Source organism: Leclercia sp. LSNIH1 (assembly GCF_002902985.1).
GTDB lineage: Bacteria > Pseudomonadota > Gammaproteobacteria > Enterobacterales > Enterobacteriaceae > Enterobacter.
The window spans coordinates 725,980-740,170 of sequence record NZ_CP026167.1 but is presented as its reverse complement, the minus strand read 5'-3'; the positions used below and the strand labels follow the sequence as shown (position 1 = coordinate 740,170).

The window sequence follows — 14,191 nt, the reverse complement described above, 5'->3', positions numbered from 1 at the left end:
CTGTGAGCAGACAGCGAACAGACATGAGTTGATAGCCGTTAACAGGCATGGATGACCCTGCCATACCATTCACAAATTAAGTTCGAGTATTACCCCGAGTTTAAGAACCCACACCATTATGAATCTTACCGAATTAAAGAATACGCCGGTTTCTGAGCTGATCACTCTCGGCGAAAATATGGGGCTGGAAAACCAGGCTCGTATGCGCAAGCAGGACATCATTTTTGCCATCCTGAAGCAGCACGCAAAGAGTGGCGAAGATATCTTTGGCGACGGTGTGCTGGAGATATTGCAGGACGGATTTGGTTTCCTCCGCTCTGCAGACAGCTCCTACCTCGCCGGTCCTGATGATATCTACGTTTCTCCCAGCCAAATCCGCCGTTTCAACCTCCGCACTGGTGACACCATTTCAGGTAAGATTCGTCCTCCTAAAGAGGGTGAACGCTACTTTGCGCTGCTGAAAGTTAACGAAGTTAACTACGATAAGCCGGAAAACTCGCGCAATAAGATCCTGTTCGAAAACTTAACGCCGCTGCACGCGAACTCTCGCCTGCGCATGGAGCGTGGTAACGGTTCTACCGAAGATTTAACCGCTCGCGTTCTGGATCTGGCTTCGCCGATTGGTCGCGGTCAGCGTGGTCTGATTGTCGCGCCGCCAAAAGCGGGTAAAACCATGCTGCTGCAGAACATCGCGCAGAGCATCGCTTATAACCACCCAGACTGCGTACTGATGGTACTGCTGATTGACGAACGTCCGGAAGAAGTGACCGAGATGCAGCGTCTGGTGAAAGGTGAAGTGGTAGCGTCGACCTTTGACGAACCGGCCTCCCGCCACGTTCAGGTCGCTGAAATGGTTATCGAGAAGGCGAAGCGTCTGGTTGAGCATAAGAAAGACGTTATCATCCTGCTTGACTCCATCACCCGTCTGGCGCGTGCCTACAACACCGTGGTTCCAGCGTCCGGTAAAGTCTTGACCGGTGGTGTGGATGCCAACGCCCTGCATCGTCCGAAGCGTTTCTTCGGTGCTGCGCGTAACGTGGAAGAGGGCGGCAGCCTGACCATCATCGCAACCGCGCTGATCGACACCGGTTCGAAGATGGATGAAGTGATTTACGAAGAGTTTAAAGGTACAGGCAACATGGAACTGCACCTGTCGCGTAAAATCGCTGAAAAACGCGTCTTCCCGGCTATCGATTACAACCGTTCCGGTACCCGTAAAGAAGAGCTGCTCACCACTCAGGAAGAGCTGCAGAAAATGTGGATCCTGCGCAAAATTATCCATCCAATGGGTGAAATCGACGCGATGGAGTTCCTCATTAACAAGCTGGCGATGACGAAAACTAACGATGATTTCTTCGATATGATGAAACGCTCGTAATATAAATAAAGCGCCGAAACGCCACGTTTTTACGTGGCGTTTTTCTTTTATGGCTTATACGCTGTAACAGTAAGCTGTCAAATTATACTGCCGGGGACGAAAATCGGAATGTTCGTCAAAGCAGAAAAGTAATTGTCTGAAAAATAAACAAAGGGACTTGGGCGAGGCCTGCTTTTTCCTTCTTGAGCCGAGCCTTCAAGGTTATACTTTCGGGATTAACATTTGTTGAGAGCATCCATTGTGAATCTACTCACTGCGGTGACTGAGCTAATCAGTATTTTTCTTTTTACCACCTGTTTTTTATTCCTCGCCCGTAAGGTCGCGAAGAGAGTCGGACTGGTGGATAAGCCCAATTATCGTAAACGCCATCAAGGCTTGATTCCGCTGGTTGGTGGGATCTCGGTTTACGCGGGTATCTGCTTCACCTTCGCCATTGCGGATTATTATATCCCTCATGCGGCACTCTATTTGGCCTGTGCCGGCGTGCTGGTGCTGGTTGGCGCGCTGGATGACCGATACGATATCAGCGTCAAATTCCGCGCCGCGGTTCAGGCGGCTATCGGCGTCATCATGATGGTGGTAGGGAAACTCTATCTCAGCAGCCTGGGCTACATCTTTGGCACCTGGGAGATGGTACTGGGGCCATTCGGCTACTTCCTGACGTTGTTTGCCGTATGGGCGGCGATTAACGCCTTTAACATGGTAGACGGCATTGACGGTCTGCTTGGTGGGCTCTCCAGCGTCTCCTTCGCGGCTATCGGCATCATCCTCTGGTTTGATGGCCAGTACAGCCTGTCGATGTGGTGCTTCGCGATGATCGCCGCCATTCTGCCTTATATCTGCCTTAACCTCGGTGTCCTGGGACGTCGCTACAAGGTCTTTATGGGGGATGCCGGCAGTACGCTGATTGGCTTTACCATCATCTGGATCCTGCTGGAAACTACTCAGGGTAACACCCATCCAATCAGTCCGGTGACGGCACTGTGGATCATCGCCATTCCATTGATGGATATGGTGGCAATAATGTACCGCCGTCTGCGTAAAGGCATGAGTCCCTTCTCCCCAGACCGCCAGCATATTCATCATCTTATTATGCGTGCCGGCTTCACCTCACGACAGGCATTTGTCTTGATTACGCTGGCCGCTGCGCTGTTAGCCGGGATTGGCGTTGCCGCAGAATATGCACATTTCATTCCTGAATGGGTAATGTTGGTATTATTCTTGCTTGCATTTTTCCTGTACGGCTACTGTATTAAACGCGCATGGAAAGTAGCGCGCTTTATTAAACGCGTAAAACGCCGTATGCGTAGAAATAATGGCAATAACCCAACTTTAACTAAGTAAATCGGGACTGTAATGACTCAACCGTTGGCGGGAGCAAAATCAGTGGTAACTGAGAATGAGCTGGATGTTCGTGGCTTGTTCCGCGTGTTATGGGCGGGCAAGTTTTGGATTGCAGGTATTGCGCTGGGCTTTGCACTTATCGCTCTGGCCTATACCTTTTTCGCCAGACAAGAGTGGAGTGCGACGGCGATTACCGACCGTCCTACGGTGAATATGCTTGGAGGTTTCTACTCTCAGCAACAGTTTCTGCAGAATCTGGATGTAAAAGCGAATCCTGCGACCGCCGACCAGACTTCGGTAATGGACGAGTCCTACAAAGAGTTTGTTATGCAGCTCGCCTCCTGGGATACGCGCCGTGATTTCTGGAACCAGACCGACTATTTCAAACAGAGAATGGTCGGCAACAGCAAAGCCGATGCAGCCCTGCTGGATGAGCTGATCAACAACATTCAGTTTATGGCGGGCGATCCGCTGCGCAACATCAACGACAGCGTCAAGCTGATCGCTGAAACCGCGCCGGACGCGAATAACCTGCTGCGTCAGTATGTCGCTTTCGCCAGCCAGCGCGCAGCAAGCCACCTTAATGATGAGCTGAAAGGCGCCTGGGCGGCGCGTACCGTGCAGATGAAAGCGCAGGTCAAACGTCAGGAAGAGGTCGCCAAAGCCATCTTTAACCGCCGGGTACATAACCTCGATCAGGCGCTGAAGATTGCTGAAAAGAGCAATATCTCGCGCAGTGAAACCGATGTGCCTGCCGATGAACTGCCCGATTCTGAAATGTTCCTGCTGGGGCGTCCTATGCTCCAGGCGCGCCTGGAAAATCTGCAGGCCGTTGGGCCAGATTTTGACCTCGATTACGACCAGAACCGCGCCATGCTCAACACCCTCAACGTCGGTCCGACACTGGACCCGCGTTTTCAGACCTATCGTTATTTGCGAACACCTGAAGAACCTGTAAAACGCGATAGTCCACGTCGCGCATTCCTGATGATTATGTGGGGGATTGTGGGTGCTTTAATTGGCGCAGGCGTGGCATTAACCCGTCGTCGCAAAATTTAAGAACGCCGTCTACGATGAAGGCTGCTGGCCTTCATCGCTTAATCGAAGAGAATCGATGTGAAAGTACTCACTGTCTTTGGTACAAGGCCGGAAGCCATCAAGATGGCGCCTCTGGTCCATGCGCTGGCAAGCGACCCTTATTTTGAGGCGAAAGTTTGCGTTACCGCGCAGCATCGGGAGATGCTGGATCAGGTCCTAAAACTCTTTTCCATTGTTCCCGACTACGACCTCAATATTATGAAGCCGGGGCAAGGGCTAACCGAAATTACCTGCCGTATTCTGGAAGGTTTAAAACCTATTCTGGAATCGTTCAGGCCGGATGTCGTGCTGGTGCACGGCGATACCACCACCACCATCGCCACCAGTCTGGCGGCATTCTATCAACGTATTCCGGTTGGACATGTCGAAGCCGGTTTACGCACGGGCGATCTCTCCTCCCCGTGGCCAGAAGAGGCGAACCGGACCCTGACCGGGCATCTGGCAATGTATCACTTTGCGCCAACCGAGAACTCCCGTCAGAACCTGCTGCGCGAAAACGTTAACGACCAGCACATTTTTGTCACCGGCAACACGGTGATCGACGCGCTGATCTGGGTGCGCGACCGGGTGCTGGCGAACGACAGCCTGCGTGGGCAACTGGCCGAACAGTATCCGTTCCTCGCTAACGGTAAAAAGATGATTCTGGTCACCGGACACCGGCGGGAAAGTTTTGGCCAGGGCTTCGAGCAAATTTGCCATGCGCTGGCTGAAATCGCCGCGCGTAACGAAGATGTCCAGATCGTCTATCCGGTGCATCTGAACCCTAATGTCAGCGAGCCGGTCAACCGCATCCTGGGGCATGTCAAAAACGTCATACTTATTGAGCCGCAGGACTATCTGCCATTCGTCTGGCTGATGAACCATGCCTGGCTGATCCTGACGGACTCAGGCGGAATTCAGGAAGAAGCGCCTTCACTGGGGAAACCGGTGCTGGTGATGCGTGAAACCACCGAGCGTCCTGAAGCGGTTAAAGCGGGGACGGTAAGGCTGGTGGGGACCGATTCACGAGCCATCGTGGAAGAGGTGACGCGCCTGCTACATAACAACGAAGAGTATCAGGCCATGAGCCGGGCCCATAACCCGTATGGTGATGGCCAGGCCTGTGACCGCATTTTGTACGCACTTAAACACAATCGGGTATCGCTATGAGTTTTACTACCATTTCTGTCATTGGTCTTGGCTACATTGGGCTGCCCACGGCGGCGGCATTTGCCTCCCGTCAAAAACAGGTAGTGGGTGTTGATATCAACCAGCATGCGGTTGAGACGATCAACAAGGGTGAAATTCATATCGTTGAGCCAGATCTCGACAAGGTGGTAAAAACCGCCGTTGAAGGGGGATACCTCAGGGCCAGTACCACACCAGTGGTTGCCGATGCCTACCTGATTGCTGTGCCGACGCCATTCAAAGGCGAGCATGAGCCGGATATGGCCTATGTCGAAGCGGCAGCGAAATCCATCGCCCCGGTACTAAAAAAAGGCGCGCTGGTGATCCTCGAATCCACCTCACCGGTGGGTGCCACCGAGCAAATGGCCCAGTGGCTGGCTGAGGCGCGCCCGGATCTGACTTTCCCGCAGCAGGCGGGCGAGCAGGCCGATATCAACGTCGCCTACTGCCCGGAGCGCGTGCTGCCGGGGCAGGTGATGGTCGAACTGATTAAAAACGATCGGGTTATTGGCGGCATGACTCCGGTCTGTTCCGCCCGCGCCAGCGAGCTGTATAACATCTTCCTCGAAGGCGAGTGCGTGGTGACCAACTCCCGTACCGCTGAGATGTGCAAACTCACCGAAAACAGCTTCCGCGACGTGAACATTGCGTTTGCTAATGAGCTGTCGCTGATTTGCGCCGATCAGGGGATTAACGTCTGGGAACTGATTCGTCTGGCGAACCGCCATCCGCGCGTGAATATCCTGCAACCCGGGCCGGGCGTAGGCGGGCACTGCATCGCGGTCGACCCGTGGTTTATCGTGTCGCAGAACCCCCAGCAGGCGCGTCTTATCCGTACCGCCCGCGAAGTTAACGACAGCAAGCCGCACTGGGTACTGAACCAGGTGAAAGCCACCCTGGCAGATTACCTGACCCAAAGCGGCAAGCGCGCGAACGAGGTGACCATCGCCTGTTTTGGTCTCGCCTTTAAGCCGAACATTGACGATCTGCGTGAAAGCCCGGCGATGGAAATTGCTGAGATGATTGCCGACTGGCACAGCGGTGAAACGCAGGTGGTGGAACCCAATATTCATGAACTGCCGAAAAAACTGGCTGGACACTGCGCCCTGACCAGCGTTGAAGAGGCGCTGGCAACCGCCGATGTGCTGGTGCTGCTGGTGGACCATAACGAGTTTAAAGCGATCCAGGGCGAGGCCGTCCGTCAGGAATTTATCGTTGATACCAAAGGGGTCTGGCGTTGAGTCAGCTCCACGGTGCGTTACAGCCGCTGGAGTGGGAAAGCGAGTTTTTTGCCCTTCCCACGGCGCTTGTGCGCCTCTCTGATGATGCTCCGCTGCTGACGGCTTCCGGGCTGGACGCCTGGCAGCGGGTGCAGGCTAAAATTCCGGCCACCCGCGCCGACTGGCTGGACGCCTTACAGGCGCAGGGCTTCAGGCTGGTGGAAGGCGAAGTCGATCTCGCCATTACCGTGACGCACCACGCTTGCCCTGGCGCGGAACCTGCGATGGAGCAGGATATCCCGGCGCTGCGCCAGCTGGCTGCTCAGGCCTTTGCGCAGAGCCGCTTTCGCGCCCCCTGGTACGCACCTGACGACAGCGGTCGCTTCTATGCCCAGTGGATCGAGAATGCGGTAAAAGGCACCTTCGACCATCTCTGCCTGGTGTTCCGCGCGCCGGATGGCGCCATCCAGGGCTTTGTCTCCCTGCGCAAGCTCAGCGACAACGAGGCGCGTATCGGTCTGCTGGCCGGGCGCGGCATGGGCGAGAAGTTAATGCAGGCGGCGCTGCACTGGGCGCAGCAACAGCAGATTTCTACTTTGCGGGTGGCGACCCAGATGGGCAACACCGCCGCGCTTAAACGTTATATCGCAAGCGGCGGCAACATCGAAACGACCGCTTACTGGCTATACAGGTGACAAGATGATCCCATTTAATGCGCCTCCTGTGGTGGGCACCGAACTCGATTACATGCAGTCTGCGATGGGCAGCGGCAAACTTTGCGGCGATGGCGGCTATACGCGCCGTTGCCAGCAGTGGATGGAGCAGCGCTTTCAGAGCGCGAAAGTCCTCCTGACCCCCTCCTGCACCGCCTCGCTGGAGATGGCGGCCCTGTTGCTGGACATCGGTCCTGGCGATGAAGTGATCATGCCGAGCTACACCTTTGTCTCCACCGCCAACGCTTTCGTGCTGCGCGGGGCGAAAATCGTCTTTGTCGATATCCGTCCGGATACCATGAACATTGACGAGACGCTGATTGAAGCGGCGATCACCGACAAGACCCGCGCCATCGTGCCGGTACACTATGCCGGGGTGGCGTGCGAGATGGACACCATCATGGCGATTGCCAAAAAGCATAACCTGTACGTGGTGGAAGATGCCGCACAGGGAGTTATGTCCACCTACAAGGGCCGCGCGTTGGGCACCATCGGGCACATCGGCTGCTTCAGCTTCCACGAAACCAAAAACTACACCGCAGGCGGAGAAGGCGGCGCGACGTTGATTAACGATCGCGCCCTGGTGGAGCGTGCGGAGATCATCCGCGAGAAAGGGACCAACCGCAGCCAGTTCTTCCGTGGGCAGGTGGATAAGTACACCTGGCGCGATATCGGCTCCAGCTATCTGATGGCGGATCTGCAGGCGGCGTACCTGTGGGCACAGCTGGAGGCGGCAGACCGTATCAACCAGCAGCGTCTGGCGCTGTGGCAGACCTATCACGATGCGCTGGCTCCCCTGGCGCGCAAGGGCCGTATCGAGCTGCCGACCATTCCGGCGGATTGCGTCCATAACGCCCATATGTTCTATATCAAGCTGCGGGATAACGACGATCGCAGCGCGCTTATTGCATATCTGAAAGAGGCCGAAATTCTGGCGGTGTTCCACTATATTCCGCTGCACTCCAGCCCGGCGGGGGAAGCCTTTGGTCAGTTCGTGGGTGAAGATCGCTTTACCACCAAAGAAAGTGAGCGGTTACTCCGCTTACCGCTGTTCTACAACCTCGCGGCGGTCAACCAGCGCACGGTGATCAATACCCTTCTGAGTTATTTCGGCTGATATGTCTCTGGCGAAAGCATCGGTGTGGACCGCCGCGTCCACACTCGTCAAGATCGGCGCGGGATTGCTGGTGGTAAAACTGCTGGCCGTCTCCTTTGGCCCGGCGGGTGTCGGGCAGGCGGGGAACTTTCGCCAGCTGGTCACCGTCCTCGGTGTACTGGCCGGGGCGGGGATCTTTAACGGCGTGACCAAGTACGTGGCGCAATATCATGACGATAAGGCGCAATTACGCACGGTGGTGGGTACCTCATCAGCGATGGTGCTGGGCTTTTCCACCCTGCTGGCGGTCATCTTTTTACTGGCGGCAGCACCCATCAGCCAGGGGCTGTTCGGTCACACGGGCTATCAGGGTCTGGTAAGGCTGGTGGCGCTGGTGCAGATGGGCATCGCCTGGGCGAACCTGCTGCTGGCGCTGATGAAAGGCTTTCGCGATGCTGCCGGCAATGCGCTGGCGCTCATCGTCGGTAGCGTCATCGGGGTGGTTGCCTATTACGTCTGCTACCGGCTGGGCGGCTATGAAGGCGCACTGCTGGGGCTGGCGCTGGTGCCCGCGCTGGTGGTCGTTCCGGCGGCGTTTATGCTGATGCGCAGGGGCACAATTCCGCTACACTATCTGAAGCCCGGATGGGATCGGCTTCTGGCGGGGCAGCTGGGCAAATTTACCCTGATGGCGCTTATCACCTCCGTCACCTTGCCGGTGGCCTACGTGATGATGCGAAACCTGCTGGCGGCGCACTACAGCTGGGATGAGGTGGGGATCTGGCAGGGGGTCAGCAGCATCTCCGATGCCTATCTGCAGTTTATTACCGCCTCCTTTAGCGTCTACCTGCTGCCCACGCTCTCACGGCTCACCGCCCGGCAGGAGATCACCCGCGAGATCCTCCGTTCGCTGCGCTTCGTCTTACCGGCGGTGGCGGTTGCCAGCTTTACCGTCTGGCTGCTGCGCGATGTCGCCATCTGGCTGCTGTTTTCCGCCAAATTTACCGCGATGCGCGACCTGTTCGCCTGGCAGTTGGTGGGGGACGTACTGAAAGTAGGCGCTTACGTCTTTGGCTATCTGGTGATTGCTAAAGCGTCGCTGCGGCTCTACATTCTGGCGGAAATCAGCCAGTTTGCGTTGCTGACGGCATTCTCTCACTGGTTGATCTCCGCGCATGGCGCGCTGGGAGCGGCTCAGGCCTATATGGCCACCTATATTGTCTATTTTGCTGCCTGTTGCGGCGTCTTTTTACTTTGGCATAAACGCGCATGACTGCACTGATTCACGTCCTGGGATCGGATATCCCACACCATAACCAGACCGTACTGCGGTTCTTTAATGATGAACTGGCTCCCGGCAGCGCGCTGGCGCGCGAATTTATGGTGGTGGGTAAGGACACCGGCCTTAGCGCCGCCTTCCCGGCACTGCAGCTGACCTTCTGGCCGGACAAAGCTACGCTTGCGAAAGCGGTGATCGCCAAAGCCAAAGCCAACCGCCAGCAGCGGTTCTTTTTTCACGGGCAGTTTAATACCGGCCTGTGGCTGGCCTTGTTGAGTGGTGGGATCAGGCCCGCGCAGTTTAACTGGCATATCTGGGGCGCCGACCTGTATGAAGTCTCCCGGGGCTGGAAGTTCCGTCTCTTCTACCCGCTGCGGCGTATGGCGCAGGGGCGGGTGGGCTGCATCTTTGCCACCCGCGGCGATTTAAACTATTTCGCAAAACAGCACCCGAACGTGCGCGGTGAGCTGCTCTATTTCCCGACCCGCATAGACCCGTCGCTGAACGGGTTAGCCCGGGAGGTGAAACGGGAGGGTAAACTGACGATTCTGGTGGGTAATTCCGGGGATCGCAGTAACGAACATATTGCGGCCCTGAAGGCGGTTCATCAGCAGTTTGGCGATACGGTCAACGTGATCGTGCCGATGGGCTATCCTGCTAATAACGCGGCATACATCGATGAAGTCCGTCAGAGTGGACAGGCATTATTCAGCCCGGACAATTTGCAGATCCTCAGCGATAAGCTGGCCTTTGATGACTACCTGGCATTGCTGCGTCAGTGCGATCTGGGCTATTTCATTTTCGCGCGCCAGCAGGGGATCGGCACGCTCTGTCTGCTGATCCAGGCGGGCATTCCCTGTGTGCTTAATCGCGACAACCCGTTCTGGCAGGACATGACCGAACAGCACATTCCGGTGCTGTTTACCACCGATGACCTGAACGAAGAGGTGGTGCGTGAAGCCCAGCGACAGCTTGCGCAGGTGGATAAAAACGCCATCGACTTCTTCAGCCCGAACTACCTTACGCCATGGCACCAGGCGCTGCGGATCGCCTCAGGAGAGAATGCATGAGCCAGTTGCAATTTAGCGGCCTGCTGGTCATCTGGCTTCTGAGCGCCTTGTTTATCGCCACGCTGACGTGGTTTGAATTCCGCCGGGTGCGCTTTAACTTCAACGTCTTCTTCTCGCTGCTGTTTCTGCTGACCTTTTACTTCGGCTTCCCGCTGACCAGCGTGCTGGTGTTCCGCTTCGATGTGGCCGTCGTACCGCCGGAGATCCTGATGCAGGCGCTGCTGTCGGCGACCTGCTTCTATGGGGTCTATTACGTCGCCTATAAGACGCGGCTGAAACCGGCCAGCAGCGACGCATCGCGACGGCCTTTGTTCACCATGAACCGGGTTGAGACGCATCTGACCTGGATGATGCTGATGGGCATTGCCCTTGTCACTGTCGGTATCTTCTTCATGCACAACGGCTTTTTGCTGTTCAAGCTTCACTCCTACAGCCAGATCTTCTCCAGCGAAGTCTCCGGGGTGGCGCTTAAGCGCTTCTTCTATTTCTTCATTCCGGCGATGCTGGTGATCTATTTCCTGCGTCAGGATGCCCGGGCGTGGCTCTTCTTCCTGGTCAGTACCGTGGCGTTTGGCCTGCTGACCTATATGATTGTCGGCGGCACGCGCGCAAACATCATTATCGCCTTCGCGATCTTCCTGTTTATTGGCATTATTCGCGGCTGGATCTCGCTGTGGATGCTGGCTGCGGCGGGCGTGCTGGGGATTGTAGGGATGTTCTGGCTGGCGCTGAAGCGCTACGGCATGGATGTCAGCGGCGACGAAGCGTTTTACACCTTCCTGTACCTCACCCGCGACACCTTCTCGCCGTGGGAAAACTTAGCCCTGCTGCTGCAGAACTACGACAAAATCGATTTTCAGGGGCTGGCGCCCATTGTTCGCGATTTTTATGTCTTTATCCCCACCTGGCTGTGGCCGGACAGACCGGGCGTGGTGCTGAATACGGCAAACTACTTTACCTGGGAAGTGCTGAACAACCACTCCGGGCTGGCAATCTCACCGACGCTGATCGGTTCGTTGGTGGTGATGGGCGGCGGCTGGTTTATCCTGCCTGGGGCGATTGCCGTTGGGCTGATTATAAAATGGTTCGACTGGCTCTATACGCTGGGCAATCAGGAGACCAACCGCTATAAGGCAGCGATTTTGCATAGTTTCTGTTTCGGTGCCATTTTCAATATGATCGTACTGGCGCGAGAAGGGCTGGATTCGTTCGTCTCCCGCGTGGTCTTTTTCATGGTGGTTTTTGGCGCCTGTCTGCTGATGGCGAAGCTGCTGTACTGGCTGTTCGACAGCGCCGGGTTAGTGCATAAGCGCGAACCGGTAAACGGCAGGGCGCTTTCGCGAGTCTGAGTAAGGATAATAATGACTGATAATACCTCAGCACCGCAGTATTACTTGCGGGGCCTGAAGCTGATTGGCTGGCGTGATATGCAGCATGCGCTGGACTATCTCTGTGCCGGGGACGGGATCAAAACCGGCACGCTGGTGGCCATCAATGCAGAAAAAATGCTTACCCTTGAGGATAACGCCCAGGTGCGCGACCTCATCGAGGCGGCCGAATTTAAATATGCGGACGGGATAAGCGTGGTGCGCTCCGTGCGTAAGAAGTACCCGGGGGCGAACATCTCTCGCGTCGCGGGGGCCGATCTCTGGGAAGCGCTGATGGCGCGGGCGGGGGCAGACGGTACGCCAGTCTTCCTCGTCGGCGGCAAACCTGGGGTGCTGGCGCAAACCGAGCAGAAATTGCGTGATCAGTGGCAGGTGAATATCGTCGGCAGCCAGGACGGCTATTTCAGCCCTGACGAGCAGCAGGCGCTATTTGCCCGTATTCGAGACAGCGGGGCGAAGATCATCACCGTTGCGATGGGTTCACCGCGCCAGGAGATCCTGATGCGCGACTGCCGTCAGGTCTATCCGGATGCGCTCTATATGGGCGTGGGCGGCACTTACGATGTCTTTACCGGCCACGTAAAGCGCGCGCCAAAAGTGTGGCAGAACCTGGGGCTGGAGTGGCTCTATCGCCTGTTATCCCAGCCGAGCCGGATCACCCGCCAGCTCCGTCTGCTGCGTTATCTCGGCTGGCACTACTCCGGACGCCTGTAATATCTGAATCGCAGCGCGATATACTGCTCGCGCTGCAATCCGCCCGTAAATCTGCTGCTTTTCTCAACAATACATTCATTTTTTTAACGCATCGTTTGCCATTTCACAAAATTTAAGAAACCATTCCCCTCCGTCACTACCGTACCAGGCTGTTTTTGCATCACCCGTAAACATAAACGGTCCATTACGCACAGCCTGTGATAGCGCATCTGTACCTATAACAATAACCGGCGCAGGCCGGGAGAGTCGCAAGCACAACCGAGGATTTATGTCAGAGAAAAAACCGGAGCTTCAGCGTGGGCTGGAAGCTCGTCATATCGAACTTATCGCCCTTGGCGGGACGATTGGCGTGGGCCTGTTTATGGGCTCCGCCAGCACCCTGAAATGGGCCGGGCCGTCGGTCCTGCTGGCGTATATCATCGCCGGGCTGTTCGTCTTCTTTATCATGCGTTCCATGGGGGAGATGCTGTTCCTCGAGCCGGTCGCCGGTTCGTTCGCCGTTTATGCGCATCGCTACATAAGCCCGTTTTTTGGCTATCTCACGGCGTGGTCGTACTGGTTTATGTGGATGGCGGTGGGCATATCGGAGATCACCGCCATTGGGGTCTACGTGCAGTTCTGGTTCCCGGAGATGGCACAGTGGATACCTGCGCTTATCGCCGTGGGGCTGGTGGCGCTGGCGAACCTCGCCGCCGTGCGTCTGTACGGTGAGATCGAATTCTGGTTTGCGATGATTAAAGTAACCACCATTATCGTGATGATTGTCATCGGCGTGGGGGTGATCTTCTTCGGCCTGGGTAACGGGGGCCAGGCGATTGGCTTTGGCAACCTGACGGAACACGGCGGCTTCTTTGCTGGCGGCTGGAAGGGCTTCCTGACGGCGCTCTGCATTGTGGTGGCGTCCTATCAGGGGGTTGAGCTTATCGGGATCACTGCCGGGGAGGCGAAAAACCCGCAGGTGACCCTGCGCAGCGCGGTCGGCAAGGTGCTGTGGCGTATCCTCATCTTCTATGTCGGCGCGATTTTTGTAATCGTCACTATCTTCCCGTGGAATGAGATTGGCAGTAACGGCAGCCCGTTCGTGCTCACCTTTGCCAAAATCGGCATTACCGCAGCGGCGGCGATTATCAACTTTGTGGTGCTGACGGCGGCGCTCTCCGGCTGTAACAGCGGCATGTATAGTTGCGGGCGTATGCTCTACGCGCTGGCGAACAACCGTCAGCTGCCGGCGGCGGTGGGGAAAGTCTCCGGCGCCGGAGTGCCGGTGGTGGGCGTTGCCATCTCGATTATTATTCTGCTGGTGGGGTCATGCCTGAACTACATCATCCCGAACCCGCAGCGTGTCTTCGTTTATGTCTACAGCGCCAGCGTTCTGCCAGGTATGGTGCCGTGGTTTGTGATCCTGATTAGCCAGCTGCGTTTTCGTCAGGCGCATAAAAACGCGATTGCCAGCCATCCGTTCCGCTCCATTCTCTTTCCATGGGCTAACTATTTAACGATGGCGTTCCTGATCTGCGTGCTGATCGGCATGTACTTCAACGAAGACACCCGCATGTCGCTGTATGTCGGGGCGATATTCCTGGCGGCCGTTAGCGCGGGATACAGGCTATTTGGCCTGGGGCGACACGTGGAAAGGGTCAAAACGCAGTAATATGCGGCAAAGTGCGCAAAGTCTAAGCAAACGCGCATTTATTTTAAAAAAGCACTAGACAGCAGACCGAGAC

At 56.2% G+C, this 14,191-nt stretch carries 12 protein-coding genes; all 12 read left to right on the top strand.

Annotation, left to right across the window (positions count from 1 at the left end; all coding sequences use genetic code 11):
* Positions 1–118: 118 nt before the first annotated feature.
* Positions 119–1,378, top strand: coding sequence for a transcription termination factor Rho (rho, locus tag C2U54_RS03860; RefSeq protein ID WP_001054528.1), 1,260 nt, complete (start codon positions 119–121; stop codon positions 1,376–1,378).
* Positions 1,379–1,618: 240 nt separating this feature from the next.
* The gene (wecA, locus tag C2U54_RS03855) at positions 1,619–2,722 is read left to right on the top strand and encodes a UDP-N-acetylglucosamine--undecaprenyl-phosphate N-acetylglucosaminephosphotransferase (protein WP_103177465.1); all 1,104 of its coding nucleotides are present in this window, start codon (positions 1,619–1,621) and stop codon (positions 2,720–2,722) included.
* A gap of 12 nt (positions 2,723–2,734) precedes the next feature.
* A complete protein-coding gene (gene wzzE, locus C2U54_RS03850; RefSeq protein ID WP_103177464.1) occupies positions 2,735–3,781 on the top strand; it encodes an ECA polysaccharide chain length modulation protein in 1,047 nt (348 codons plus the stop codon).
* A gap of 57 nt (positions 3,782–3,838) precedes the next feature.
* On the top strand, positions 3,839–4,969 hold the full coding sequence (gene wecB, locus C2U54_RS03845; protein ID WP_103177463.1) for a non-hydrolyzing UDP-N-acetylglucosamine 2-epimerase: 1,131 nt from the start codon (positions 3,839–3,841) through the stop codon (positions 4,967–4,969).
* Positions 4,966–6,228, top strand: a complete 1,263-nt coding sequence (gene wecC, locus C2U54_RS03840) for a UDP-N-acetyl-D-mannosamine dehydrogenase (protein ID WP_103177462.1) — start codon at positions 4,966–4,968, stop codon at positions 6,226–6,228. Before wecB ends, wecC begins: the two co-directional genes overlap by 4 nt.
* Positions 6,225–6,902, top strand: a complete 678-nt coding sequence (rffC, locus tag C2U54_RS03835) for a dTDP-4-amino-4,6-dideoxy-D-galactose acyltransferase (protein WP_103177461.1) — start codon at positions 6,225–6,227, stop codon at positions 6,900–6,902. Before wecC ends, rffC begins: the two co-directional genes overlap by 4 nt.
* A gap of 4 nt (positions 6,903–6,906) precedes the next feature.
* Positions 6,907–8,037, top strand: a complete 1,131-nt coding sequence (gene rffA / locus C2U54_RS03830) for a dTDP-4-amino-4,6-dideoxygalactose transaminase (protein ID WP_103177460.1) — start codon at positions 6,907–6,909, stop codon at positions 8,035–8,037.
* A gap of 1 nt (position 8,038) precedes the next feature.
* Positions 8,039–9,289 carry a lipid III flippase WzxE gene (wzxE, locus tag C2U54_RS03825; RefSeq protein WP_103177459.1) on the top strand — a complete coding sequence of 417 codons (1,251 nt, stop codon included), beginning with the start codon at positions 8,039–8,041 and terminating at the stop codon, positions 9,287–9,289.
* Positions 9,286–10,365, top strand: coding sequence for a TDP-N-acetylfucosamine:lipid II N-acetylfucosaminyltransferase (locus C2U54_RS03820; protein WP_103177458.1), 1,080 nt, complete (start codon positions 9,286–9,288; stop codon positions 10,363–10,365). The genes wzxE and C2U54_RS03820 overlap by 4 nt, the downstream gene beginning before the upstream one ends.
* Positions 10,362–11,714: an ECA oligosaccharide polymerase gene (gene wzyE / locus C2U54_RS03815; RefSeq protein WP_103177457.1), complete on the top strand. Its 1,353-nt coding sequence runs from the start codon at positions 10,362–10,364 to the stop codon at positions 11,712–11,714. The genes C2U54_RS03820 and wzyE overlap by 4 nt, the downstream gene beginning before the upstream one ends.
* A gap of 12 nt (positions 11,715–11,726) precedes the next feature.
* Positions 11,727–12,467 (top strand): lipopolysaccharide N-acetylmannosaminouronosyltransferase, encoded by a 741-nt coding sequence (wecG, locus tag C2U54_RS03810; protein WP_103177456.1) that lies wholly within the window; start codon positions 11,727–11,729, stop codon positions 12,465–12,467.
* A gap of 268 nt (positions 12,468–12,735) precedes the next feature.
* The gene (gene thrP / locus C2U54_RS03805; RefSeq protein WP_103177455.1) at positions 12,736–14,118 is read left to right on the top strand and encodes a bifunctional threonine/serine APC transporter ThrP; all 1,383 of its coding nucleotides are present in this window, start codon (positions 12,736–12,738) and stop codon (positions 14,116–14,118) included.
* Positions 14,119–14,191: the final 73 nt, after the last annotated feature.

What these genes read in the sequence shown, in the direction of transcription:
- rffA (WP_103177460.1), top strand. Translation starts at nt 6,907, where the DNA reads ATGATCCCATTTAATGCGCCTCCTGTGGTGGGCACCGAACTCGATTAC.
- rho (WP_001054528.1), top strand. Translation starts at nt 119, where the DNA reads ATGAATCTTACCGAATTAAAGAATACGCCGGTTTCTGAGCTGATCACT.
- wzxE (WP_103177459.1), top strand. Translation starts at nt 8,039, where the DNA reads ATGTCTCTGGCGAAAGCATCGGTGTGGACCGCCGCGTCCACACTCGTC.
- wzyE (WP_103177457.1), top strand. Translation starts at nt 10,362, where the DNA reads ATGAGCCAGTTGCAATTTAGCGGCCTGCTGGTCATCTGGCTTCTGAGC.
- thrP (WP_103177455.1), top strand. Translation starts at nt 12,736, where the DNA reads ATGTCAGAGAAAAAACCGGAGCTTCAGCGTGGGCTGGAAGCTCGTCAT.
- wecG (WP_103177456.1), top strand. Translation starts at nt 11,727, where the DNA reads ATGACTGATAATACCTCAGCACCGCAGTATTACTTGCGGGGCCTGAAG.
- wzzE (WP_103177464.1), top strand. Translation starts at nt 2,735, where the DNA reads ATGACTCAACCGTTGGCGGGAGCAAAATCAGTGGTAACTGAGAATGAG.
- C2U54_RS03820 (WP_103177458.1), top strand. Translation starts at nt 9,286, where the DNA reads ATGACTGCACTGATTCACGTCCTGGGATCGGATATCCCACACCATAAC.
- wecC (WP_103177462.1), top strand. Translation starts at nt 4,966, where the DNA reads ATGAGTTTTACTACCATTTCTGTCATTGGTCTTGGCTACATTGGGCTG.